Origin of the sequence: Streptomyces aureus, assembly GCF_000725495.1 — a bacterium.
Lineage (GTDB): Bacteria > Actinomycetota > Actinomycetes > Streptomycetales > Streptomycetaceae > Streptomyces > Streptomyces aureus_B.
On the sequence record NZ_JNZD01000005.1, the window covers coordinates 215,007 to 239,261 of the forward strand.

A 24,255-nucleotide genomic window follows, 5' to 3' on the forward strand; every position below is an offset into this window, starting at 1 on the left:
CGGCGGCTCGCGGGGGCCGGCCCGTCACGGTCCGCACGGCACGTTGAGCGAGACCAGCGCGGCCGCCCCGTCCTCCATCCGGAGTTCGGTGACCGCCGCGTTGCGCAGGCTCGGCAGCACGCGGCGGTACTCGCCCAGCGGGATGGACAACGCGGTGCACAGCACCAGGCGCAGCAGGGTGTTGTGGGCGACGACCAGCACCCGTCCGCCGGGATGCGCGTCGGCGACGCGCCGCAGGGCGCGGGTCCCCCGGGCCGCCGCCGTGCGCGGGTCCTCCGCCTCGGGGAACGGGTAGGACACCGGATCGGAGCGGTACGCCTTGGCGCGGACGGGGTTCTCCCGCTCGTACTCGGCGAGCGTGCGGCCCTCCAGCACCCCGAAGTCGCACTCGCGCAGGCCGGGTTCGCGCCGGGCCACCAGCCCGAGCGCGCGGCAGGCGGGCTCCGCGGTGGCGACGGCACGGGACAGGGTCGAGGTCCAGACCGCGTCGACGGGGTGCTCGGCGGCCCAGCGGCCGAGCGCCTCCGCCTGGGCGAGGCCCTCCTCGGTGAGGGCGATGTCGCTCACTCCGGCGTAGCGGTTCTCCGCGTGCCAGACCGTCTGTCCGTGCCGGGCCAGGAGGAGGGTCGTGCGGCGGCTCGTAGTACTCATGAGCCCGCAGTATCCAGGTCGGGCCGCCTCCGCGGGCGCGCCACGGGAAGTCCCGGGACCCGGAGGGTGGTTTCGTCCCTCCTCCGGCCCCGTGGCGCGGGCGCTCGCGGGGCCGGAGGCCGGTCGCCGTGCCGCGTGGGCCCGGTCCGGGACGTGCCTACAGGTTGCTGAAGTCCGGTCCGGCCGTCCGCGTGCGCTTGATCTCGTAGAAGCCCGGCACGGAGGCGACCATGAGCGTGCCGTCCCAGAGCTTGGCGGCCTCCTCGCCCTTGGGGGCCGGGGTGACGACCGGGCCGAAGAAGGCGAGCTGCTCGCCGTCGGAGCCGGGGACGGCGATGACCGGGGTGCCGACGTCCTGGCCGACCTTGTCGATGCCCTCCTTGTGGGAGGCGCGCAGCTCGGCGTCGAACTCGAAGTTCTCCTGGTCGGCGTAGTCGATCAGGTCGGCGGGCAGTCCCACCTCTTCGAGGGCGCCGGCTATGGCCTCCTTGGTCGGGCCCTGGCCGTCGTTGTGGAAGCGGGTGCCGAGCGCGGTGTACAGCGGGCCGAGGACGTCGTCGCCGTGCTTCTGCCAGGCCGCGGTGACCACCCGGACGGACTGCCAGGCGGTGGTGGCGAGCATCTCGCGGTAGTGGTCGGGCAGCTCGTCCAGCTTCGGCTCGTTCAACACGGCAAGGCTCATGATGTGCCAGCGGACCTCGATGTCGCGGACCTTCTCCACTTCCAGCACCCAGCGCGAGGTCATCCAGGCCCAGGGGCACAGGGGATCGAACCAGAAGTCGACGGGGGTCTTGCCGGAACCGGTCTGAGCGGTCTGCTCGGGCATGGCTCTCCTCGGAATGCGATGTTTCAGACTTGAACAACGCCGGTCGCCCGTGCCATTCCCGCGCACCGGTGCGATTCCCCGGTGTCGCCCCGGTCCCGCCGCCCGCAGTAAGGAGCGCATGGCAGGATCGGCCCTGTTCGCACCTGTCGATGACGCCATGAGGGAGTGCAGCCGTGCCCGGTGAGAATCTGTCCCGCGACGAGGCCCAGGAGCGGGCGGCGCTGCTGTCCGTCGACGGCTACGACGTCTTCCTCGACCTGCGGTCGGCCGTCGGGGAGACGGAACCCGGAGAGGCGGCCGGCGGGCCCCGCACCTTCCGCTCGGTCACCACGCTCCGCTTCCGCTGCGCCGAGCCGGGCGCGGCGAGCTTCGCGGACCTGATCGCGCCGCGTGTGACGGCCGTCTCCCTCAACGGCCGGGACCTCGACCCGGGGGAGGTCTTCGACGGCTCCCGCATCCGGCTGGACGACCTCGCCGCCGAGAACGAGCTCGTCGTCGACGCGCAGTGCGCCTACTCCCGCACCGGCGAGGGCATGCACCGCTTCGTCGACCCCGAGGACGGCGAGGTGTACCTGTACACGCAGTACGAGCCCGCCGACTCGCGGCGCGTCTTCGCGAACTTCGAGCAGCCGGACCTCAAGGCGCCCTTCCGCTTCGAGGCGCGGGCCCCCGAGGGCTGGACGGTCTGGAGCAACGGGGTCGGCGAACTCGTCGACGGGGTGTGGAAGTTCGCCGAGACGAAGCCGATCTCGACGTACATCACCGCGGTCCTGGCGGGCCCGTACCACCATGTGACGGACTCCTACTCCCGCACCTTCGACGACGGCACGAAGCTGGAGATCCCCCTCGGCGCGATGTGCCGCAAGGGCCTGGCCCCGCACTTCGACGCCGACGACGTGTTCCTGGTGACCAAGCAGGGTCTGGACTTCTTCCACGACCACTTCGACTACCCGTACCCCTTCGGGAAGTACGACCAGGCGTTCGTGCCCGAGTACAACCTCGGCGCGATGGAGAACCCGGGGCTCGTCACCTTCCGCGAGGAGTACATCTTCCGCGGCAAGGTGACGCAGACGTCGTACGAGGCGCGGGCGAACGTCATCCTGCACGAGATGGCGCACATGTGGTTCGGCGACCTCGTCACCATGGTCTGGTGGGACGACCTGTGGCTGAAGGAGTCCTTCGCCGACTTCATGGGCACGTTCGCGAACGTGGGCGCGACCCGCTTCACCGACGCCTGGATCACCTTCGCCAACCGCCGCAAGGCCTGGGCCTACCGCGCCGACCAGCTGCCCTCCACCCACCCGATCACGGCCGACATCCGCGACCTGCAGGACGCCAAGCTGAACTTCGACGGGATCACCTACGCCAAGGGCGCCTCCGTCCTGAAGCAGCTGGTGGCCTACGTCGGGCAGGACGCCTTCCTGGAGGGGGCGCGCCGCTACTTCAAGCGCAACGCGTACGGGAACACCCGCCTCGGCGACCTGCTGTCGGCCCTGGAGGAGACGAGCGGACGGGACATGGCCGCCTGGTCCCGGTCCTGGCTCCAGACCGCGGGCGTCAACTCGCTGACCCCGCAGGTGATCCTGGACGCCGAGGGGCGCGTCGCCGAGCTGACGGTGCTCCAGGAGGCCCCCGAGTCCCACCCCGAACTGCGCCCGCACCGCGTGGCCGTCGGCCTGTACCGGCGCGAGGACGGCACCGGGCCGCTCGTCCGGTACGCCCGCGCCGAGGTGGACGTCGACGGGCCGCGCACGGTCGTCACCGAGCTGGCCGGGGCGGACGCCCCCGAGCTGGTCCTCGTCAACGACGACGACCTCACCTACTGCAAGATCCGCTTCGACGAGGGCTCGCTCGCCACGCTGCGCGAGGCGCTCGGCGACATCACCGACCCGCTCGCCCGCGCGCTGTGCTGGTCCGCGCTGTGGAACCTCACCCGCGACGCGATCCTGCCCGCCCGGGACTTCGTCGACCTGGTGCTGCGCTTCGCGGGCCGCGAGTCCGACATCGGCGTCCTGCAGATGCTCCAGGCCTGGGCGGACTCCGCGCTCGTCAACTACGCGGCGCCCGACTGGCGCGAGCGGGGCGGGGCGCTGCTCGCCGAGGGCGCGCTGAAGGAGCTGCGGCTCGCCGAGCCGGGCGGCGAGCACCAGCTCGCCTGGGCCCGCTTCCTCGCCGTCGTCGCGTCGGGCGAGGCCGATCTCCAGCTGCTCCAGGGCCTGCTGGACGGGACCGCGACGGTCGACGGGCTGGATGTGGACCAGGAGCTGCGCTGGGCGTTCCTGGAGCCGCTGGCCGCGCACGGCGTCGCCGACGAGTCCGTGCTCGCCGCCGAACTCGCCCGCGACGACACCGCCTCCGGCAAGCGGCACCAGGTCCGGTGCCTGGCCGCCCGTCCCTCGGCCGCGGTCAAGGCCCAGGCCTGGGCGGCGGTCGTGGAGTCGGACGCGCTGTCCAACGCGCTCGTCGAGGCGACGATCTCCGGTTTCGGCCGGCCGTCCCAGCGGGAGCTGCTCGCGCCGTTCACCGAGAAGTACTTCGCCGCCATCGACCGGGTGTGGGCGGAGCGCTCCATCCAGATCGGCATGGACGTGGTCCGCGGGCTGTTCCCCATGCTCCAGGACTCCCCCGCGACCGTGGCCGCGACGGACGCCTGGCTGACGGCGCACGAGGACGCGCCGCCCGCGCTGCGCCGGCTGGTGCTGGAGTCGCGGGACGACCTGGCGCGGGCGCTGCGCGGGCAGGCCTGCGACATCGCCGCCGCGGGCTGACCGTCCTTCCCGAGCGGAACCCGGCCTGACGAGGGCACCGGCGCCACGTGCGTCGGTGCCCTCCGCCGTACCGGGCCCGAGGCCGGGCCCGTCCGGCGCTGTGCCCTTCCGTGCGCGTTGATCGACTGATCGGACGCGTGCGCTGATCGACTGATCCGACACATGAGCCGGTCCACTGATCCGATGCACGGATTCGTCGACTGATCCGATGCACGGATTGGTTACGAAATGCAGGTATTCAGACCCGTAACCCCTATGAACACGCGGGCGGACCAGCGGCTTTCCCCGGCCGAACAGGCGTGCTTTCGGGAGCTGTTGTCCCGATTCGCCGACGGGCGGGTAACAGCGGTTAGAAGGCGGCGCCCCGGCGGGAACTCCCGGACCATGAACCACAGCGCCCCGCTCTCCCCCCGCACCCTCGGCCAGCCGTCCCCGGTACGGCGGCTGGTCCTGACCACCGCCCAGTTGCGCGACCGCGGGATGACCACCACGGACGTCAACGAGCGGTGCCGGCCCGGCGGGCCCTGGCAGCGGCTCCTGCCCGGCGTCTACCTCCTGCGCCCCGGTCCGCCCTCCCCCGAGGAGCGGCTGCACGCCGCGCTGCTCTACACCGCCCGTCCCCCGTCCCCCCGTACGGCACCCCGTGTCCCCGCCCAGCCGGGCTCCGCGGAACCGGCCGCCCCGAGGCCCTGCGCGGACGCGCTGATCACCGGCCTTGCGGCACTGGCACTGCACGGCCTGGCCTGCGCCCCGCCGCTCCCCTCCCTCGACACGATCGACGTCCTGGTCCCCCGGCTGCGCCGGCTGCGGTCGACCGGCTGCGTCCGCATCGTGCGCACCACCGTGCTGCCGGAGCCGGTGTTCGTGGCCGGTGTGCCGGTCGCCGCCGTCCCGCGCGCGCTGGCCGACGCGGTCGCCGAACTGACCGACGCCGAGGCCGTGCGCGGGCTGCTGACGGAGGCGGTGCGCCGGGGCCTGTGCGAGCCGCGCGCGGTGGTGGAGGAGCTGACGGCCGCCCGGCTACTCGACCGCCCGCACGTGATCGACGCCGTGGACACGCTGGTGGCGGAGGGCCGGGCGATCGCGGAGAACCGTCTGTACCGGATGGTCTTCGAGAACGGGCTGCCCGACCCCCTGTGGAACGTGGCCCTGCGGCTGCCCGGCGGCCCGGACCTCGGCGCCGTCGACGCGTACTGGCCCGACCAGGCGGTGGCTCTCGAGCTGGACACCCGGCCGCTGCTCCGGGGCGCCGAGGCCGGACGGTCCGAGCAGGCCCGCCGCCGCGAGCGGCTGGAGCGGCTGGGCGTGACCGTCGTCCACGTCACCCCGCGGGGGCTCAGGGACGCGATGGCACAGCAGGCCACGCTCGTGCGCACCGCGCTCATGGCCGCGAACGACCGCGATCCGGCCGCGTATGTCGTGGTGCGGCCCCGGTAGTGACGGACCGGGCCGCACCCGGAGGGGAGGGAGAGGGTCCACGGGCTGTCCGCGTGGGCCCTCTCCCGTGTTCCGGTGGTGTTGTCAGTGGGCCGATCTAGTGTGGGGAGGGCGGGAATTCCCCGGCCCGAGCCGGCCGGCCTTCCCGTCGCGACGAGCCGGAACGAGCGACAGGAGAGTGCGATGACGACCCTGCCCGACCGCCCCAACACGGCCCTGCTGGTGATCGACATGCAGCAGGGAGTGGTGGACGGCGCCCACGACCTCGCGGCGGTGACCGCGAACATCGACACCCTCGTGGCCCGGGCCCGCGCCGAGGAGGTGCCGGTGATCTGGGTGCAGCACTCCGACGACCAGCTGAAGTACGGCAGCGCGTCGTGGAGTTACGTGCCCGAGCTGGTCCGCGAGGACCCGGAGCCCGTCGTCCACAAGCTCTACGGCGACTCGTTCGAGGCCACCGAGCTGGAGGACCTGCTCGCCGAGCGGGCCGTGGGCCATGTCGTGATCACCGGCGCCCAGACGGACATGTGCGTCCGCTCCACCCTGCACAGCGCCTTCACCCGGGGGTACGACGTGACGCTGGTCGGCGACGCCCACACCACCGAGGACCTCACCGCGTACGGCGCCCCCACCCCGGCCGAGGTCGTCGCCCACACCAATCTGTACTGGGGGGAGCAGCGCGCGCCCGGCCGGCGCGGGGAGACGGTCGAGACGGCGAAGGTGAGCTTCGCCGCACGAGCCGAGGGCTAGAGCCGGTTCGGTGATTGCCGCCGGTCCGCCAGGAGCCCGGCGGGTGCGGGTGCGGCGGAGCGGGGCGCCGCGGCCGGCCGTGTTCCGCAGAACTCCGCCTCGACCACCGCCTCCGCGTTCCCGGTCCAGTCTCCGTTGAAGTTGAAGGCGATGGAGTGGCGGCCGTCCTCGGTGGTGACGGCCACCGAGGACGAGCCGTGGATGCCGCCGTCGTGGCCCCAGATCCGGACACCGCAGCTCAGCGTCTGCTCCAGCAGGCCGAGTCCGTAGCCGCCGTTCGGGACGCCGTCGATGCGGACGATCGACTTCATCTCCTTCAGCTGCTCGCGCGGCAGGAGCCCGCCGCGCAGCAGGGCGCCGTAGAACCGGTCCAGATCGGCGTTGTCGGAGATCACCTCGCCCGCGGAGGAGGCCATGGAGGGGTTCAGGGCGGTGACGTCGTAGGTCGCTCCGGTGGTCGTCTCGGCCAGTTTGGAGTAGGCCCTGCTGTGCGGCCCGGGGACCGCCGACCGGGTCCCGGGCAGCGAAGTGGCTTGCAGGTTCAGGGGCTTGATGATCCGGTCGCGGATCTCGGAGGCGTAGGAACGGCCGGTGACCTTCTCGATCACCATGCCGGCCAGGACGTAGTTCGTGTTCGAGTAGTTCCAGGACGTGCCCGGGGCGAAGTCCGGCTTGTGGGCCAGGGCGACGGCGACGAGCTGTCCGGGAGTCAGCGTGTCGTAGCGGTGGCGGAGGAAGCCGTCCCTCGCGAAGTGCGTGGCGACGAAGTCGTCGTCGGCCGTGTAGTTGAAGATCCCGCTGGTGTGGTTCAGGAGCTGACGGACGGTGATCTTCGAGCCGTCGTAGCCGTTGCCGCGTACCACGCCGGGCAGCCAGGTCTCCACGGAGTCGTCCAGGGACAGCCGCTTCTCCGCCTCCAGTTGCAGCAGGACGGTGGAGACGAACGTCTTGGTGATGCTGCCCACCCGGTAGCGGTCGGCCGAGGAGCGCGGTGTGCCGGTCCGCAGGTCTCCCACGCCCGCGGTGGCGGACCAGCGGCCGCGGCGGTCCACGGCCGTCGCCGTCACCCCGGGCACCCCGTCGTGCACGGCCGCGCGGACGGCCTCCCGCGTCGCCGTGTGCCCGTCCCGCGCGGGCGCCGCCGCCGCGACGCCCGCCTGCGTCACCGCGGCTCCCGCGACGATCGCCCCCACCAGTGCCGTACGTACCCTCATGTCTTCCCCGTCTCGCTGTGGGACTCGGTCGGGGGGACGGACCCGGGAAGCCGCCGGCGGGTTGCCCGGCACGGGCGGGTTGATCCTTTTTCAGCCCTTCTTCAGGACCAGCTCGGTGTTGCGGTCGCGGGAGGCGCCCGAGAGGTCGGTGCGGGCGCCGGGGGCGTTGAAGGAGAGCTCCCGGTAGAGCGCCGCGAGGCCCGTCTGGCTGAGGTCGGAGAAGTCCGTGGCGTGCGGGGCCGCGGACTCGACGAGCGTGGTGAACAGCGAGAGCGTGCCGTCCTTGTTGTCGACCAGCTCGACGATCCGGGCGAGCTGGGGGAAGTCGACGTGGGAGGCGGTGCAGATCTCCCAGAAGGAACGGTTGCCCGCGGCGGCGTGCGGGATGATCTCGTTCTTGTGGGTGTGGCCGTTCACCCAGGCCAGGGTGTTGGCGTACTTGGCGAGAAGGGCGACGACCTCCTCCCCGCCGTGCCGCCGCTCGGACGGGTGCGCGGGGTCGGGGTGGGTGTTGCGCATCGTCTTGCTGGTGTGGTGGCTGAAGACGACGGCGTACGAGTCGCTGTTGTCGCGCAGGGTCTTCTCCAGCCAGCGCAGTTGGGCCGTGCCGATGGACCCCTCGTAGTGGCCGCCGGGGTCGGTGGTGTCCAGGCTGATCCCGATGACGTCCTCGGCGATGCGGAACGTGTAGTACTGGGTGCCCGCGGAGAGGTTCGCGGTGGAGTAGCCGTGGCCGATGGGGCCCGGCCCGGTGTGCGCGGGGTCGAGGTGCGCCTTGACGTACTCGGCCGGGGTGAACGGGGCGCGCTTCTCGTCGGGGGTGACCGAGCGCATCTGGCGGGTGTGCGCGCGGAGCAGGTCGTGGAACGCGGCGCCCTTGGGGCTGGTGCCGTTCTTGATGCTCTTGGCGAGCGCGGTGGCCTCCGTCGCGCCCAGCGACATCAGCTTCTTGCCGCCGACGGCGAAGTCGGTGAGGTAGGAGTCGCCGCGTGATCCGTAGCAGCCGAGCGGGAGCGCGTCGTGATTGCCGACGGTGGAGTACCAGGGCAGGTTCAGGCCGGGGCTGCGGACCTCGCGGATCGCCGCTTCCAGGAAGCCCTGGATGCGCGGGAAGCCGATCTGCTTGTCGGCGTCGCGCAGGGCCGCGTCGGGCTGCCAGTAGGTCTTCAGACCGCTGGCCTGGACGCCCTCGTAGTGCCGCGGGTCACCGCTGTTGGGGGTGATGCGGCCGCCGCTCATGACCTTCAGGAACCACTCCAGCTCCGTCTTGGAGTTGTTGTCGGTGTTGTCCCCGGTGGTCATGACGAAGTGCAGCGGGGAGCCGGTGACGGGGGATCCGTGCAGGGCGTTGACTCGCTCGATCAGCGAGACGGCGCCGGCGACGGTCAGCGCCTCCTGCGGGCGCCAGGCGCTCTTGTTCTGGGAGCGCAGGTACTCCAGGCGCAGCGGGTGCTGGGCGTCGATCAGGTGCAGATCGGTGAGCTGCACGAACGCGGCGAGGGTGGTGCGCCGGTCGGCCCGTCCCGCCTTGGCCGCGGCGAGTTCGTCGCGCACGACCCGCTTCCAGCCGGCCCCGTCGCCGAGCCGGCGGTAACCGGTGGAGCCGGAGCGCGGGGCGGCCACGGTGTTCACGGTCGTGCCGCGGGTGTACGGGACGAGCGCGGCCGGGGCGCGGCCGGACACGGAGGCCGGGCTCTGGGCGTGGGCGACGGAGTCGGCGACGGGTGCCTGGGCGGCGGTCGCCGCGTGCGCCGGGGACTGCGGGCGCAGGGCCAGGCCGAGGCCCGTGGTGAGGGACACCGCGCCGGTGGCGGCCAGCAGGGCACGGCGGTTGAGGGCGGGTACGGTGGCGACAGAGCGTGTGCGCGGCATGGCGCGGTCTCCCCGAGTGCGAACGCGTCGACAGTGGCCGCGGGGCGCCCGGATGGCGAACTCCCCGCTCGTACTGGATCGTTGGCACTGGGGATGACCTGCGCGTTAACTGGACGGCAACGGGTGACGCCGATCACCGTACGTCGATCTCGGCGCACCCTGGGCGTCCATGGAGTTCCCTCCGAACGGCCGGTGGAGGGTCACTCCGCGTTCATCTTGCGGGGTAGGGGAGGTGGATCCGGGTGCGCCGGCCGCCGGTTCACGGATTGGCCGGGGAGTAGGCGGGGGCGGACCAGCACAGCGGACTGGCGGCGGGGGTCTCGACGGCCCCGGCGAGCGTGAAGCGGACGGTGCGCCCGCCGTCGGGGGTGAACTCGGTGCGGGCCGTGCCGGTGAGCTGGAGTGCCGTTCCCGAGGTCCAGTCCAGGAAGAGCAGGCCGGCGCGCGGGTCCTCGGTGAGGTTGCCGAGGCTCAGGAACATGGAGTTCCCGGGGTAGTCGCGCCAGCTCAGTTCGCCCGGCGTCTCGACGCGCACGAAGCCGGGGTTGCCGCCGCGGTGACTCGCGTCGGCGCCGCGCGCGTGGACGGTGGCGAGGAAGAAGGTGTCGGCCCTCTCGACGAACTCCCGCTGGTCGGGGGTGAGTTCCCCGCCGTGGCGGGCGGGGCCCGGCGACCGTCCCGGCACCGTCTCGTAGGTGTCCCTCTTCTGGAGGTACTTGGGGCAGTTGGCGAAGACCCGGTCCGCCTCCACCGCGAAGCCGCGGGGGGCCGGCCGGACCCGGCCGTCCAGACGCATACGGCGGCGGGTGCGCGGGTCGAGGGCGATGGTGCCGACGGCGGTGCCCCGGGTGCCGAGCGCGGCCGTGAGCGGATCGCCGGCCGGGAGGCGGCCCGCGACGGAGAGCAGGCGGGACCCGACGGCCCGGACGAATCCCGGCGGCCCGGTGAGCAGCGAGGCCCACACTCCGCCTCCCCCGCCCTGAGCCGCCCCGCCGCCCTCCTCTTCGCCTCCGCCCTCCACGGCCGCCGCGCCGACGACCAGGAAGGGCTGGAGTTCGAGGAAGGCGGCCGCGACCGGGCGGATGTCCTGTCCGAGGGACCGGCCCACGTGGTCGGCGAGGTCCCGGACGCCGACGCGGTCCTGGATCGCCCGCGAGCCGGAGTGATACGTCATGACATCTCCCGGTCCTAGAAGAAGCCGCAGGTCGGTGCGGAGCCGTTCGGCGCCGGGGCCTCCCCGGCGCCGCTCGCCGTGAAGATCTCCAGCCGGGTGCCGTCCGGGTCGTGGAAGAAGACGCCGCCCGAGACCGCGCCCTCGCGGTGGGCGACCACGCCGTCGTGGGCGAACGTCACGCCGTACTCGCGCAGGGCGCTCTCGTACTCCCGGACCTGTTCGAGGGAGTCGGCCTCGAAGGCGAGGTGGTGCAGGCCCGCGCGAGCCGCGTCGAAGCCGCCGCCCGCCTGCTGCCACAGCGTGAGCACGGGGCGCCCGTCCCCGGACAGGGGCCCGAGGAACGCGTACCGCCGCTCGCCCTCTTCGCCCTCCTCCTTGCCCTCGCCCAGCACCCCGAAGCCGAGGACGTCGCGATAGAAGGCGAGCGAGCGGTCGAGGTCCGTGACGTTCAGGCCGACGTGGCCGGTGCGCAGCGTCATGACAGTCCCTTTCTGCCGATGGCCGCCCCCACAGGGGCTAACCCTTGACATTGACATTAAAGGTTAGAATCGAGAGCGTCAACCAGTGACCTACTCTTGACTGGTTAGCAGCGAAGGGAGACCCCCATGTCCACCGGTCCCGACCCCCGGCCCCTCACCGGCGAGCCGGTCTCGCTCGACCTGCTCAACACCCGCTGGGTCCACGACGGCGCGGTGCGGGACCTGCTGGCGGACACCGAGGGCCTCGCGGTGTGGCTGGCGGGCAACGACCTCGACTTCCCGGCCGACGGCACGGTCCTGCGGCACACCCTCGAGGCCCGGGACGCCCTGCGCGCCGCGGTCGACACCCCCCACGGGCAGGACGGGGACCAGGACCCCCGCTTCCCGGCGCAGGCCGCGGCCCGGGTCGACGCCGTCCTCGCCCACGGACGGGTCCGGCTGACGCTGACCGACCGCGGACCGGGCGGGACACCGGAGTTCGACGACCCCTCCTGGGGGCCGGCCTGGCTCGCCGCGCGCGACTACCTGGAACTGCTCCGGGCTGCCCCGGACCGCATCCGGCGGTGCGCCCACGAGGCGTGCGTCCTGCACTTCTTCGACACCTCGCGCAACGGCACCCGCCGCTGGTGCTCGATGGCGGCCTGCGGTAACCGCGCGAAGGCGTCCCGCCACTACGCGCGCACAAAAGAGAGCTGAATCGACAAAGCGAGACACCGAGCCGTCCGGGATATCCGTTCATAGCGGGTCATCGACGGCATGACGCATGGCGGAAGTACGCCATGCGTCCATCCCCGCTTGGTCAACTCTCCCCAAACAACTACCCCTTGGGTAAAGCTGAGCGGTCATCCGGGTCCACATTCCGGACTGATGCGGCCGGTCCCGAAAGAACCGCCGGAACCGGTCGTTCCGCGCTCGTTCCTTTACCTACAAGGGATGCAGATGATCTCCGACCCTCAGCGCGCACCGATATCGGGCGCGAGACGCGTGGCCCGCCTGGCCATGGCAGCGGGCCTGGTGGCCGCGCTCTCCGCGGCCGGGCCGATACCCATGGCCTTCTCCGCGGACGCGGGTGCGCCCACGGCCGACCCCGGCACCAAGTCCGCCGCCGCCAAACTCGGTTCGAACGACGCCGACCTGCTCGCCGAGGCCAAGGCCAACGGCGACAAGAACGTCACGATGATGATCGCGACGGCTCCCGGCCAGACCGAGCAGGTCGCCAAGGAGCTGGACGCGGTCAAGGGCGGCTCGGTGGGCCGCAGTTACGACAAGCTCGGCTACGTCCGCGCCACCGTCCCCACGGGCAGGGCGGACGCGGCCATCGCCGCCGCCGCGAAGCTCTCCTCGGTGCACGGGATCGACCTGCGCCAGGAGATCGCGCTGGACGACCCGACCCCGAGCGCCGACACGGCCCGGCACGGCTCCAACACCTCCACGGCCACCACCTATTCGGGTCCCGGCAAGAACACCCCCGCCACCAACCCGTACAACCCGTCCTTCGAGACCGGTGCGGTCGACTTCGTCAAGGACCACCCGAAGGCGGACGGCCGGGGCATCACCATCGGCATCCTGGACTCCGGCGTCGACCTGGGCCACCCCGCGCTGCAGAAGACCACCACCGGCGAGCGCAAGATCGTCGACTGGGTCACGTCGACCGACCCGATCCTCGACAGCGACGCGACCTGGCGCCCGATGGTCACCCCGGTGGCCGGGCCCACCTTCACGTACAGCGGCAAGACGTGGACGGCGCCGGCGGGTTCGTACGAGATCAGCACGTTCCGGGAGTCGGCGACGGCGGGCGGCGACGCCGCGGGCGACGCGAACCGCGACGGTGACACCACCGACGCGTGGGGCGTCCTCTACGACCCGGCGGCGGGCACGGTCACCGTCGACCTGAACAACAACAGCGACTTCACCGACGACACCCCGATGAAGCCGTACAAGGACGGTTTCCAGATCGGCTACTTCGGTACCGACAACCCGGCGACGGACGTCGTCGAGCGGCAGCCGTTCGTCGTGGAGATCCGCAAGGACGTACCCATGGACCCGTACGGCGGGACCTGGGTCGGCAAGAAGGCCGACTTCGTCAACATCGGCGTCATCGAGTCCGAGCACGGCACCCACGTCGCCGGCATCACCTCCGCCAACGGGCTGTTCGGCGGGAAGATGAACGGCGCCGCGCCCGGCGCGAAGATCGTCTCCTCGCGCGCCTGCACCTGGACCGGCGGCTGCACCAACGTGGCGCTCACCGAGGGCATGATCGACCTCGTCGCCAACCGCGGCGTGGACATCGTCAACATGTCCATCGGCGGTCTGCCCGCGCTCAACGACGGCAACAACGCGCGCGCCGAGCTCTACACGCGTCTCATCGACACCTACGGCGTCCAGCTGGTGATCTCCGCCGGCAACTCCGGCCCCGGCGCGAACACCATCGGCGACCCGGGCCTGGCCGACAAGGTCATCTCGGTCGGCGCGACCATCTCCAAGGAGACCTGGGCCGCCAACTACGGCTCCCAGGTGGAGACGAAGTACGCGATGCTGCCCTTCTCCTCGCGCGGCCCGCGTGAGGACGGCGGCTTCACGCCGACGCTGAGCGCGCCCGGCGCCTCCATCAACTCCACCCAGACCTGGCTGCCCGGCTCCCCGGTCGCCGAGGCGGGCTACTCCCTCCCGGCCGGTTACTCGATGCTCCAGGGCACTTCGATGGCCTCCCCGCAGGCCGCGGGTGCCTCGGCGCTGCTGCTGAGCGCCGCGAAGCAGAAGGGCATCGCCCTCACCCCGGCCACCCTGCGCACCGCGCTGACGTCGACCGCCGACCACATCAAGGGCGTCCAGGCGTACGCGGAGGGCGCGGGCCTGATCGACATCGACGCCGCCTGGGACTCCATCCGGGACGGCGCCACCGCCCACGACTACACCGTCAAGGCGCCGGTCGACACCGCGATCGACTACGCGCTGAAGACCCCGGGCTTCGGCACCGGCCTGTACGACCGCGAGGGCGGCCTCAAGGCCGGCCAGCGCAAGACGTACGACGTCACCGTCACCCGCACCTCGGGCCCGGACCGGGCGGTCCGGCACGAGCTGTCCTTCGAGAACAACGCCGGTGACACGTTCCGGATCCTCGGCAAGGACGAGGTGAACCTGCCGCTGAACCAGCCGGTGACCGTCAAGGTCCAGGCCGCGCCGAAGTCGGCCGGGCTCAAGAGCGCGATCCTCGAGGTCGACGACCCGCGCACCGAGGGCGTCGACAAGCAGATCCTGACGACCGTCGTGGTCTCCTCGCCGGTGAAGTACACCTACGCGGCCTCGGGTTCGGTGCAGCGCAACAGCACCACCTCGTACTTCGTGACGGTCCCCGAGGGCGCCACGTCCCTGGAGGTCGCCATCGGCGGGCTCAAGGACAAGAGCCAGACCCGCTTCATCGCGATCCACCCCTACGGCGTCCCGGTCGACAACACCAGCACGCCGTACTGCTACAACAACTACCTCGACGGCAACGGCTGCAAGCCCGACGTGCGTTCGTACGCCGCCCCGCAGCCCGGCGTCTGGGAGATCGAGGTCGAGGCGCGCCGCACCTCGCCGCTGCTCGACAACCCGTACAAGCTCGACGTCGCCGTGCTCGGCGCGGCCTTCGACCCGGCCGTCGTGACCGTCCCCGAGGCCAAGGTCGGCACCCCGGCCACCGCCTCCTGGAAGGTGACGAACAAGTTCGCGGCGCTCGACGGCACCCTGAAGGGCGGTCCGCTCGGTTCCTCCAAGAACGCGCGGCCGACCATCACCGAGGGCGCCACCCAGGTCACCACGGTCGAGGTGCCCGCGGGCGCGGCCTCGCTCGACGTGGCCATCGGCAACGTCTCGGACAACGCCGCCGACCTCGACCTGACGGTGAAGAACGCCGCCGGGACCGTCGTCGGCCAGTCCGCCGACGGGGACTCGGAGGAGGCCGTCTCCATCGCCTCCCCCGCCGCCGGGACCTACACGATCGAGGTCGCCGGCTACTCGGTGCCCTCGGGTTCGACCGCCTACGACTACCGGGACGTGTTCTTCTCCAGCGCGCTCGGCACGGTCTCGGTCGACGGCACCACCCCGGTGAAGCTCGCCACCGGCGCCTCGGCCACGGTGTCCGGCACGGTCACCGCCGCGGCGCCCGCGCCCGAGGGACGCGAGTTCTTCGGGCAGGTCCAGCTGGTGAACGCGCGCGGCACGGTCGCGGGCCTCGGCAGCGTGAAGATCGACAAGGTCACTCCGTAGCGGTGTGACCCCCGGCCGCGCGAGCGGTCCGGGGCAGGGGGCGGGCGTCCGGGAACGGGCGCCCGCCCTTTCGCGTTTCCCCCGCCGGGTGCCGGGTGCCGGGGCGCGGCGCATCCCCGGGAACCGGCGTCACCGGTCACGGCACAACCCCGGGGACCCGGCGTCCCGCGTCACGGCACAACCCCCGGGGACCCGGCGTCACTCGGCGCAGCGCGTCGCCCGGGACTCGGGCAGTGCCTTGACGATCCAGGACCGGTCGCGGGCGATCTCCTGCTCGCCGGTGGTCCAGATGTCGGGCGTCGAGGCGTGCCGCTGGATGCCGACCAGCACCTCGTCGCCCCGGTGCAGCCGCGGGTCGACGTCCTGGTCCATCAGGAAGGTGACCTCCTTCGCGCCCGTGGCCGGCTTGTAGTAGTGGTAGACGTCCAGCGTGATCCGGTCCTGCGCGGTGCCGGGGACCGCGGCCACCTTCGTGACCGTGCCCTCCACGAGGAGCCGGGAGCAGGCGATGTAGCCGGGGGCGCTCAGCGAGCCCGCGCCGCCGCGGCCGCTGTCGGCCTTGGCGTCGGACGACGCCTGCGCGTTCTTCGAGTCCGATCCGCCCTGCGCCGCCAGCCAGCCGATCCCGATCACCAGGGAGGCCATGGCGGCGGCCACCAGCGTGGCGACGACGAGGGCGCCCGGATGCCGGGAGCGTTCCTTCGGCCCGCCCCCCGGCCGCCCTCTCCCGGCCGCCCGCGGCCCCCGGGCCCGCCGGTACCGTCCGGCCGCTCCGGGCCTGCGGTCCCGGCCCGGCTCGGCCGGCCGGCCGGCGTCCGCCAGCGCGTCCCCGATGACGATCAGCTGCTCCCGCAGCACGTCCACGTCCGCGGCGGCCGACCGGTGCTCGGCCATGAACACGACGTCGTCGCGAGCGCCCTCGGGCAGTTCGGCGTCCGTGATCGCGGCCAGCAGCGCGTCCAGATCTTCGTACTCGGCCACGTCACACCACCTCGTCCTCGTGCAGGCGGGTGCGCAGCGCGCGGACCGCCGTGTGCAGCCTGCTCTTGACCGTGCCCTCGGGGATGCCGAGCTCGTCGGCGATGTCCCGGACCGGCAGATCGGCGTAGAACCGCAGGACGAGGACCTGGCGCTGAGCGTCGGGCAGTTCGTCCAGGCCCTGGGCGACGGCCAGCGACAGCACGCTGGACTCCTCGTCCGAGGGCTGCTCCCACTGGCGCAGGGAGGCCAGACGCTCCCCGAGCCGCTCCTGCCGGCGTTTGGCCCGGTGCCAGTCCATCGCCAGGTTCGAGGCGACGACCGCCGCCCAGGCGGACACGTCGCGCGGCGCCTCGTCCCCCTTCGCCGCCCGCTCCAGCAACCGCAGCCGGACCTGCTGTACCCCGTCCGGCAGGTCCGCCTGCGGTACGCCGCCGAGCGCGAGCACCGCCCGCACCCGGCGTTCCTGTGTCGCGTCCAGGGGATCGTCCGCCCCCTGTGCCCGACGTGGCCTTCTGCGCAGCACAGCCACCCCTCCCCTCCCCGCGTCCCCTCTACGACGCCGGTGCGGGCCGAAACGTTCGGACCGGTTCGAGTCGTACGTCACACCGGGCCCCCTCGGGTGACCGCGGGCACACCGTACGGCTTGCGGCCGCCCCGGGTCACCGGGCGATTTCTTCGTACCCGGACGCCCGGCCGCCGCAGGATCGGGGCCCGGCGGGGCGCCTTCCGGCGTCCCACTCCTCGAGCGGCGTGACGAAAGGATTGGACACGCGGGCCCGGGTCAGACGCATGATGGAAGCGCTGGACCACGTAGAACGCACGTCAAGGGAGTCGCCGTGAGGGTCGGAATCGTCGGAGCCACCGGGATGGTCGGCACAGCCATGCGCAAGATCCTCGTCGAGCGGGACTTCCCGGTCACGGAACTGCGTCTGTTCGCCTCGGCCCGTTCGGCCGGGACGGTCGTCGACGGGGTCACGGTGGAGGACGCTTCCACGGCGGACTACTCGGGCCTGGACATCGTGCTGTTCTCCGCGGGCGGGGCCACCTCCAAGGCGCTGGCCGAGAAGGTCGCCTCCCAGGGCGCGGTCGTGATCGACAACTCCTCCGCCTGGCGCAAGGACCCCGAGGTCCCGCTCGTCGTCTCCGAGGTGAACCCGCACGCGATCGCGGACCGCCCCAAGGGCATCATCGCCAACCCGAACTGCACGACGATGGCCGCGATGCCGGTCCTGAAGCCGCTGCACGAGGAGGCGGGCCTCGAAGCCCTGGTCGCCACCACCTACCAGGCGGTGTCCGGTTCGGGCGTGGCCGGTGTGGCGGAGCTGCACGGGCAGGCGCTGAAGGTCGTCGGCGAGGCCGACCGGCTGACGCACGACGGCGAGGCGGTCGACTTCCCCGAGCCGCAGGTCTACAAGCGCCCCATCGCCTTCAACGTGCTCCCCCTCGCGGGTTCGATCGTCGACGACGGTCTGAACGAGACCGACGAGGAGCAGAAGCTGCGCAACGAGTCCCGCAAGATCCTGGAGATCCCCGCCCTCAAGGTCTCCGGCACCTGCGTCCGGGTGCCGGTCTTCTCCGGCCACTCGCTCCAGGTGAACGCCCGCTTCGCCCGTCCGGTCTCCGTCGAGCGCGCCACCGAGCTGCTCGCGGGCGCCCCGGGTGTCGTCCTGTCCGACATCCCGACGCCGCTCCAGGCCGCCGGCAAGGACGCCTCGTACGTCGGGCGCATCCGGCGGGACGAGACCGCCGAGCACGGTCTCGCGCTGTTCATCTCCAACGACAACCTCCGCAAGGGCGCCGCGCTGAACGCGGTCCAGATCGCGGAGCTGGTGGCGGCCGAGCTCAACGAGGGCTGACAGCCGCGTCCACCACGCCCGAGGGGGCGGGCACCGGCCGGTGCCCGCCCCCTCGGGGTCGTTCCGCGTGCCTAGGCGGTCGCGGCCGCCGCGTCGGCCGCCTGTGCCTTCAGGGCGCGCTCGACGCCGGAGCGGGACTCCGAGACGAGCCGCCGCAGCGCCGCGTTGGGCTCGGCCGAGGCCAGCCACGCGTCGGTCTTGGCGAGGGTCTCCTCGAAGACCTGGACGCCCGGGTAGAGACCGGTCGCGATCTGCTGCGCGATCTCGTGCGAGCGGGCGTCCCAGATCTCCTTGACCACGGAGAAGTACTTGTCCGTGTACGGGGCGAGCAGCTCACGCTGGTCGGCCTGCACGAACCCGCCGATGACCGCTTCCTGCACGGCGTTCGGGAGCTTGTCGGACTCGACGACCGAGGCCCACGCCTCCGCCTTCGCCTCCTCGGTGGGACGGGCGGCGCGGGCGGTGGCCGCGTGCCGCTCGCCGGCGGCGGTCTTGTCGCGCTCGTACTCGGCGGCGATCTCCGCCTCGTCGAAGCGTCCGACGGCCGCGAGCCGCTGCACGAACGCCCAGCGCAGCTCGGTGTCCACGGAAAGGCCCTCGATGGTCTCGCGGCCCTCCAGCAGCGCCTCCAGGAGGTCGAGCTGCTCCGGCGTGCGTGCGGTCGCCGCGAAGGCGCGGGCCCAGGCGAGCTGGTGGTCGCCGCCGGCCTCGGACGCGTGCAGGTGGGCGAGCGTGGCGTCCGTCCAGCGGGTCAGCAGCGCCTCGCGGGCGGTCGGGTCGGCGTACAGCTCGATGGCGAGCTTCACCTGGCGGTGCAGCGACTGCACGACGCCGATGTCGGACTCCTTGCCGATGCCGGCCAGCACCAGCGCGAGGTAGTCGCGGGCGGCGAGTTCGGCGTCGCGGGTCATGTCCCACGCCGAGGCCCAGCACAGGGCGCGGGGCAGGGAGGACGCGAAGTCGCCGAGGTGCTCGGTGACGAAGGCCAGGGAGTCCTCGTCGAGGCGGACCTTGGCGTACGACAGGTCGTCGTCGTTGAGCAGGATCACGGCGGGGCGGGGCTTGCCGGCGAGCTGCGGGACGGCGGTCAGCTCCCCGTCCACGTCCAGCTCGATCCGCTCGACGCGCACGAGCTTGCCGGTGTCGGCGTCGAGGTCGTAGAGGCCGACCGCGATGCGGTGCGGGCGCAGCGTCGGCTCGCCCTGGGCGCCGGCGGGCAGGGCCGGGGCCTCCTGGCGGATGGCGAAGGAGGTGACGACGCCGTCGGCGCCGGTCTCGATCTCCGGGCGCAGGATGTTGATGCCTGCGGTCTGGAGCCACTTCTGCGACCAGGTGCCGAGGTCGCGTCCGGAGGTCTCCTCCAGGGCGCCGAGCAGGTCGGACAGGCGCGTGTTCCCGAACGCGTGGGCCTTGAAGTAGGCCTGGACGCCGCGGAAGAACTCGTCCATGCCGACGTAGGCGACGAGCTGCTTGAGGACGGAGGCGCCCTTGGCGTACGTGATGCCGTCGAAGTTGACGAGCACGTCGTCGAGGTCGCGGATCTCGGCCATGATCGGGTGGGTGGAGGGCAGCTGGTCCTGCCGGTACGCCCACGTCTTCATGGAGTTGGCGAAGGTGGTCCAGGAGTGCGGCCAGCGGCTGTCGGGGTGATAGGCCTGACAGGCGATGGAGGTGTAGGTGGCGAACGACTCGTTCAGCCACAGGTCGTTCCACCACTCCATGGTCACGAGGTCGCCGAACCACATGTGGGCGAGCTCGTGCAGGATCGTCTCGGCGCGCAGCTCGTAGGCGGCGTCGGTGACCTTGGAGCGGAAGACGTACTGGTCGCGGATGGTGACCGCGCCCGCGTTCTCCATCGCGCCCGCGTTGAACTCGGGCACGAAGAGCTGGTCGTACTTCGTGAACGGGTAGGCGTAGTCGAACTTCTCCTGGAACCAGTCGAAGCCCTGCCGGGTGACCTCGAAGATGGCGTCGGAGTCGAGGAACTCGGCGAGCGAGGGGCGGCAGTAGATGCCGAGCGGCACGGACTGGCCGTCCTTCTCGTACACGCTGTGCACGGAGTGGTACGGGCCGACGATCAGGGCGGTGATGTACGACGAGATCCGCGGCGTCGGCTCGAAGACCCAGACGTCGTCCTTGGGCTCCGGGGTCGGCGAGTTGGAGATGACCGTCCAGCCGGTCGGCGCCTTCACCGTGAACTGGAAGGTGGCCTTGAGGTCGGGCTGCTCGAAGGACGCGAAGACGCGGCGCGCGTCCGGGACCTCGAACTGGGTGTACAGGTAGGCCTGCTGGTCGACGGGGTCGACGAACCGGTGCAGGCCCTCGCCGGTGTTGGTGTAGGCGCAGTCGGCCACGACGCGCAGGACGTTGCGGCCCGCCAGGAGGCCGGGCAGCACGATCCGCGAGTCCTTGAAGACCTCGGCCGCGTCGAGCGCGTCGCCGTTGAGCGTGACCTCGTGGACGGCCGGGGCGACCAGGTCGATGAAGGACTCCGCGTCGTTCTCGGCGGAGTCGAAGCGCACCGTGGTCACGGACCGGTAGGTGCCGCCCTCCTGCGCGCCGGAGAGGTCGAGTTCGACCTCGTACGAGTCAACGGTGAGCAGCTTCGCGCGCTGCTGCGCCTCTTCGCGGGTCAGGTTTGTGCCAGGCACGCGGTCATCTCCTCGTTATGTGTGGGTTGCGCCATCCTTCCACGGGACCCGCACGGAACGCGATGTCCGTTTACCGCCGGTGCCGGGGCGTCACCGGCGTGATCCTCGGTGCATGACGACGTACACCGCGCGGCCCATCGGCCGGACCGCCCTGAAGGAGCTCCGCGACACCGACGACTCCGGCCGCCGGCCCGTGCCGCCGACCGACGCGGAGGGCGGGTCCCCGCTGCGCTGCTGTCTGCGCCGCAGCGAGCCCGGCGAGCGCATCGCGCTGGTCTCCTACGCCCCGTTGCGCCGCTGGGCGCGGGAGACGGGCGCCGAGCCGGGCCCGTACGAGGAGACGGGTCCGGTCTTCGTCCACGCGCAGGAGTGCGCGGGCCCGGCCACGGACGCCCTCCCGTTCACGAACGCCCACCGCACGGTCCGCCGCTACTCGGCCCGGGGGCACATCCTGGGCGGACGGCTGGTGGAGACCCCGGAGGAGTTCCCCGAGGCCTTCGCCGAGGCGTTCACGGACCCGGACGTGGCCCTGGTCCATGTACGGGCGGTGGAGTTCGGGTGCTTCCTGTACGAGGTGCGGCGGGGCCGGGGCGCGTAGCCGGCGGACGTTCGCCGGTCGGAGTGGTCGCCCGTCGGCGTGGTCGCCCGTCGGGGTGGTCGCCCGTCGGGGTGGTCGCCGGGCCGCGCGCCGCCTTCGGCCGGTTCCCGGCACCAGGGCGGCGGGCGTTCCCGGGCGGGCGTTCCCGGGCGGGCCACCGGCCTGCCCGCCTCTCTCCGCCGACGGCCGCGCCTGCCTAGGCCATGGCGTCCGCCGCCCCCACGGCGGCGGCGAGGGCCGCCTCGACCGCGGCGGCGTCGGGGGACTCTGCGGCCCAGGCCACGTATCCGTCGGGCCGCACCAGCACCGTGGTGCGGCGCTCCCCCGCCCAGTGCTCCACGGCGAGACGGCCCGCGCGCTCACCGGCCCGCCCGGTCTCCCCGGTCTCGTTTCCCGGCGGGGCGATCAGGACGAACCGCCCGCCCCGCAGTGCCTCGTAGAGCCGGCCGCTCCCGAGCCGGACGTCGGCGGCGCGGGTACCGACCGACGGGTGGGCACCGCGCGGCGCCCCGTAGGCGTATCCGATGCCCGTGATCCGGCCGATCGCCCTGCGCCGCGCGGGGCCGACGTGGCCGACGACCGCGGTGACGGCCCTGCGCAGCGCCCGCGTCCAGGGGTGCTTGGCCATCGCGAGGCGGACGATGCCGCCGCTGCTGCGCAGCACGGAGGCGCCGACGGGGTGGCGTTCGGCCTGGTAGGTGTCCAACAGGGCCGCGTCGACCTGTCCGTTGAACACCGCGGCCAGCTTCCATCCGAGGTTCGCCGCGTCCTGGAGCCCCGTGTTCATGCCCTGGCCGCCGGCCGGGGTGTGCACGTGCGCGGCGTCGCCCGCGAGGAAGACCCGGCCCACGCGGTAGGCGGGGGCCTGGCGCTCGTCGCTGTGGAAGCGGGACATCCAGCGGGCGTCGCGCATGCCGTAGTCGCGTCCGAGCGCGAGCCGGGTGATCTCCTTGACCTCGTCGAGTCCGAGCGGTTCGCTGTCCGGGACGTCCCGGCCCCGGTGCCAGCCGATCACGCGGTGGTAGCCGTCGCCGAAGGGTGCGATGAAGGCGAACGCGTCGCCGACGGCGTTCGCGGTCAGCAGCGACTCGGGTTCCTCGTCGAGCCGGACGTCCGCGAGCACGACGGACCGGATGACCGAGCGGCCGGGGAACGGCAGCCCGATCGCCGTCCGCACGGCGCTGCGCATGCCGTCCGTCCCGACGACGTAGTCGGCCGTCAGCTCTCCGGGCTCTCCGTCCGGACCGCGGACCGCGAGCGTCACCCCGTCCGGGTCCTGCCGCAGTCCGGTGACCTCCGTCCCGTGCAGGAACCGCACCCCGGTGTCCCGCGCCCGCCGCAGCAGCGCCTTCTCCACCTCGTACTGCGGAATCACCAGGAGGTGGTTGAAGCGGGAGGGCAGCGTGTCCAGCGCGAGGGCGAGTCCGCCGAAGAGCCGGATGCGGTCCAGTGCCTCGCCCTCGCGCTCCAGGCCGTCGGCGAGCCCGCGGGCGTCGAGCTGCTCCAGTGTGCGGGCGTGCAGGACGAAGGCGCGGGAGAGGTTGCTGATCCCACCGGGGCGCTTCTCGACGACGGTGACCGGGACGCCGGCGGTGGCGAGGTCGCCGGCCAGCAGCAGGCCGGTCGGGCCGGAGCCGACGACGATCACCTGACGGGGGGTGGAGGTGCTCTGTGCGCTCGTGGTGCCGGGCTCGTGCGTCTCGCCGGTCATGACGGCCTCCTCAGTTTGCCAACACTTGTTGGCCAACGCCTGTTTGCAACCATAGAGAGCCGTCACTGGACCGTCAACACCTGTTGGCCTACGGTTGTTGGCATGCGATTCGAGGAACAGCGCGAGCCTGGCCCGGAACGGCGCGGGTCCGGCCCCGTGCCCGCGGCGGCACCTCGGCGGTCCGACGCCACGCGCGGCGCGATCCTGGCCGCGGCCCGCGAGCGCTTCGCGGCCGACGGCTACGAGCGCGCGACCATCCGCGCCATCGCCCGCGAGGCGCACATCGACCCGTCGATGGTCATGCGCTACTACGGCTCGAAGGAGGGGCTGTTCGCGGCGGTGCTCGACGTCGATCTGCGGCTGCCCGATCCGGAGGCCCTCGACCGGGGCGACGTCGGCCGTGTCCTGGTGGGCCACTTCCTCGACCTGTGGGAGGAGAACGAGGTTCTCACCGCGATGCTGCGGGTCGGCGTGACCAACGCGGCGGGCGCCGAACGGATGCAGGGCATCTTCCGGGACCAGCTCACGCCGGTGGCCCGGCTCGCCTGCCCCGACCCGGAGCAGGCTCCCGCCCGCGCCGCGCTCTGCGCCTCGCAACTGCTCGGGCTCGGTCTCACCCGCTACGTCCTGCGGCTGCCCCCGGCGGTCGCACTGCACCGCGACGAGATCGTGGCGTGGCTGGGCCCGACGGTGCAGCGCTATCTGACGGCACCACACCCGTAGGCCCGGGCGGGGCCGGGCAGGGCAGGGCAGTTCCGGGCCGAGCCCGGCAGGTCCGGACGGGGCCCGTCAGGTCGGGGCAGGGCCCGGGAGTCCCGGACAGAGCCCGCCAGTTCCGGACAGAGCCCGTCAGGTCCGGGCGGGGGCCCGGCAGGTCCGGACGGAGCCCGGCCGTCCCGCAAGGTCCGGGCAGGTCTCGGCCACGGAGAACCGGGCGGCTGCCCATGACGGGCGGCGGACCCCCGGCGGCCCGCTCCGCTCACGGCCCCCGGAAACACGAAGCACGAAGCACGAAGGGGGAGTCCCCGCGCCGGTCGGT

18 protein-coding genes are annotated in these 24,255 nt (G+C 72.5%); 8 read left to right on the top strand and 10 right to left on the bottom strand.

Annotated elements, in window-relative coordinates; all coding sequences use genetic code 11:
• Positions 1-24: 24 nt before the first annotated feature.
• On the bottom strand, positions 25-651 hold the full coding sequence (locus tag IO36_RS10925; protein ID WP_037618846.1) for a histidine phosphatase family protein: 627 nt from the start codon (positions 649-651) through the stop codon (positions 25-27).
• Positions 652-808: 157 nt separating this feature from the next.
• A complete protein-coding gene (locus tag IO36_RS10930) occupies positions 809-1,477 on the bottom strand; it encodes a mycothiol-dependent nitroreductase Rv2466c family protein (RefSeq protein ID WP_037618847.1) in 669 nt (222 codons plus the stop codon).
• A 173-nt stretch (positions 1,478-1,650) separates the two neighbouring features.
• Between IO36_RS10930 and pepN (IO36_RS10935) the strand changes: the two genes are divergently transcribed.
• The 3 genes from pepN (IO36_RS10935) to IO36_RS10945 all read left to right on the top strand — a co-directional run bounded on the left by pepN (IO36_RS10935) (position 1,651) and on the right by IO36_RS10945 (position 6,432).
• A complete protein-coding gene (gene pepN / locus IO36_RS10935) occupies positions 1,651-4,245 on the top strand; it encodes an aminopeptidase N (RefSeq protein WP_037618848.1) in 2,595 nt (864 codons plus the stop codon).
• A 384-nt stretch (positions 4,246-4,629) separates the two neighbouring features.
• On the top strand, positions 4,630-5,682 hold the full coding sequence (locus IO36_RS10940) for a hypothetical protein (protein WP_037618849.1): 1,053 nt from the start codon (positions 4,630-4,632) through the stop codon (positions 5,680-5,682).
• Between the two features lie 183 nt (positions 5,683-5,865).
• Positions 5,866-6,432: a cysteine hydrolase family protein gene (locus IO36_RS10945; RefSeq protein ID WP_037618850.1), complete on the top strand. Its 567-nt coding sequence runs from the start codon at positions 5,866-5,868 to the stop codon at positions 6,430-6,432.
• Here the strand turns inward: IO36_RS10945 and IO36_RS10950 are convergent.
• The 4 genes from IO36_RS10950 to IO36_RS10965 form a co-directional block, all read right to left on the bottom strand.
• Positions 6,429-7,646, bottom strand: a complete 1,218-nt coding sequence (locus IO36_RS10950; protein WP_078943113.1) for a serine hydrolase domain-containing protein — start codon at positions 7,644-7,646, stop codon at positions 6,429-6,431. The genes IO36_RS10945 and IO36_RS10950 overlap by 4 nt on opposite strands.
• Positions 7,647-7,736: 90 nt before the next feature.
• Complete coding sequence (locus tag IO36_RS10955) at positions 7,737-9,518, bottom strand: TIGR03767 family metallophosphoesterase (RefSeq protein WP_037618852.1); 1,782 nt, start codon at positions 9,516-9,518, stop codon at positions 7,737-7,739.
• 259 nt (positions 9,519-9,777) lie between these two features.
• The gene (locus IO36_RS10960) at positions 9,778-10,692 is read right to left on the bottom strand and encodes a pyridoxamine 5'-phosphate oxidase family protein (protein WP_037618853.1); all 915 of its coding nucleotides are present in this window, start codon (positions 10,690-10,692) and stop codon (positions 9,778-9,780) included.
• Between the two features lie 14 nt (positions 10,693-10,706).
• Positions 10,707-11,171 (bottom strand): VOC family protein, encoded by a 465-nt coding sequence (locus IO36_RS10965; RefSeq protein WP_037618854.1) that lies wholly within the window; start codon positions 11,169-11,171, stop codon positions 10,707-10,709.
• Between the two features lie 126 nt (positions 11,172-11,297).
• Between IO36_RS10965 and IO36_RS10970 the strand changes: the two genes are divergently transcribed.
• Together IO36_RS10970 and IO36_RS10975 are read left to right on the top strand one after the other, a co-directional pair.
• On the top strand, positions 11,298-11,867 hold the full coding sequence (locus IO36_RS10970; protein ID WP_037618855.1) for a CGNR zinc finger domain-containing protein: 570 nt from the start codon (positions 11,298-11,300) through the stop codon (positions 11,865-11,867).
• Between the two features lie 243 nt (positions 11,868-12,110).
• The gene (locus IO36_RS10975) at positions 12,111-15,419 is read left to right on the top strand and encodes a S8 family serine peptidase (protein WP_037618857.1); all 3,309 of its coding nucleotides are present in this window, start codon (positions 12,111-12,113) and stop codon (positions 15,417-15,419) included.
• Positions 15,420-15,617: 198 nt separating this feature from the next.
• Here the strand turns inward: IO36_RS10975 and IO36_RS10980 are convergent, their stop codons facing one another.
• Both IO36_RS10980 and IO36_RS10985 read right to left on the bottom strand, forming a co-directional pair.
• The gene (locus IO36_RS10980; RefSeq protein ID WP_037618858.1) at positions 15,618-16,400 is read right to left on the bottom strand and encodes a hypothetical protein; all 783 of its coding nucleotides are present in this window, start codon (positions 16,398-16,400) and stop codon (positions 15,618-15,620) included.
• Position 16,401: 1 nt separating this feature from the next.
• Positions 16,402-16,929, bottom strand: coding sequence for a sigma-70 family RNA polymerase sigma factor (locus tag IO36_RS10985; RefSeq protein WP_209441183.1), 528 nt, complete (start codon positions 16,927-16,929; stop codon positions 16,402-16,404).
• Between the two features lie 307 nt (positions 16,930-17,236).
• Between IO36_RS10985 and IO36_RS10990 the strand changes: the two genes are divergently transcribed.
• Positions 17,237-18,256, top strand: a complete 1,020-nt coding sequence (locus tag IO36_RS10990; RefSeq protein ID WP_037618861.1) for an aspartate-semialdehyde dehydrogenase — start codon at positions 17,237-17,239, stop codon at positions 18,254-18,256.
• A gap of 71 nt (positions 18,257-18,327) precedes the next feature.
• Here the strand turns inward: IO36_RS10990 and pepN (IO36_RS10995) are convergent, their stop codons facing one another.
• Entirely contained in the window at positions 18,328-20,907 is a 2,580-nt protein-coding gene (gene pepN, locus IO36_RS10995) for an aminopeptidase N (protein ID WP_037618862.1), read from the bottom strand.
• Positions 20,908-21,019: 112 nt separating this feature from the next.
• Between pepN (IO36_RS10995) and IO36_RS11000 the strand changes: the two genes are divergently transcribed.
• On the top strand, positions 21,020-21,505 hold the full coding sequence (locus IO36_RS11000) for a DUF1203 domain-containing protein (RefSeq protein ID WP_037618864.1): 486 nt from the start codon (positions 21,020-21,022) through the stop codon (positions 21,503-21,505).
• 196 nt (positions 21,506-21,701) lie between these two features.
• Here the strand turns inward: IO36_RS11000 and IO36_RS11005 are convergent, their stop codons facing one another.
• Entirely contained in the window at positions 21,702-23,216 is a 1,515-nt protein-coding gene (locus tag IO36_RS11005) for an FAD-dependent monooxygenase (protein WP_037618866.1), read from the bottom strand.
• A 102-nt stretch (positions 23,217-23,318) separates the two neighbouring features.
• On the opposite strand from IO36_RS11005, the gene IO36_RS11010 reads away from it, so the two are divergent.
• Entirely contained in the window at positions 23,319-23,939 is a 621-nt protein-coding gene (locus IO36_RS11010; RefSeq protein WP_078943114.1) for a TetR/AcrR family transcriptional regulator, read from the top strand.
• Positions 23,940-24,255: the final 316 nt, after the last annotated feature.

Excerpts from the sequence above, each read along its gene's own strand:
- IO36_RS10930 (WP_037618847.1), bottom strand. The coding sequence starts at position 1,477 with ATGCCCGAGCAGACCGCTCAGACCGGTTCCGGCAAGACCCCCGTCGAC.
- IO36_RS10945 (WP_037618850.1), top strand. The coding sequence starts at position 5,866 with ATGACGACCCTGCCCGACCGCCCCAACACGGCCCTGCTGGTGATCGAC.
- IO36_RS10925 (WP_037618846.1), bottom strand. The coding sequence starts at position 651 with ATGAGTACTACGAGCCGCCGCACGACCCTCCTCCTGGCCCGGCACGGA.
- IO36_RS10950 (WP_078943113.1), bottom strand. The coding sequence starts at position 7,646 with ATGAGGGTACGTACGGCACTGGTGGGGGCGATCGTCGCGGGAGCCGCG.
- IO36_RS10955 (WP_037618852.1), bottom strand. The coding sequence starts at position 9,518 with ATGCCGCGCACACGCTCTGTCGCCACCGTACCCGCCCTCAACCGCCGT.
- IO36_RS11010 (WP_078943114.1), top strand. The coding sequence starts at position 23,319 with ATGCGATTCGAGGAACAGCGCGAGCCTGGCCCGGAACGGCGCGGGTCC.
- IO36_RS10965 (WP_037618854.1), bottom strand. The coding sequence starts at position 11,171 with ATGACGCTGCGCACCGGCCACGTCGGCCTGAACGTCACGGACCTCGAC.
- IO36_RS10940 (WP_037618849.1), top strand. The coding sequence starts at position 4,630 with ATGAACCACAGCGCCCCGCTCTCCCCCCGCACCCTCGGCCAGCCGTCC.
- IO36_RS10975 (WP_037618857.1), top strand. The coding sequence starts at position 12,111 with ATGATCTCCGACCCTCAGCGCGCACCGATATCGGGCGCGAGACGCGTG.
- IO36_RS11005 (WP_037618866.1), bottom strand. The coding sequence starts at position 23,216 with ATGACCGGCGAGACGCACGAGCCCGGCACCACGAGCGCACAGAGCACC.
- IO36_RS10960 (WP_037618853.1), bottom strand. The coding sequence starts at position 10,692 with ATGACGTATCACTCCGGCTCGCGGGCGATCCAGGACCGCGTCGGCGTC.
- IO36_RS10970 (WP_037618855.1), top strand. The coding sequence starts at position 11,298 with ATGTCCACCGGTCCCGACCCCCGGCCCCTCACCGGCGAGCCGGTCTCG.
- IO36_RS11000 (WP_037618864.1), top strand. The coding sequence starts at position 21,020 with ATGACGACGTACACCGCGCGGCCCATCGGCCGGACCGCCCTGAAGGAG.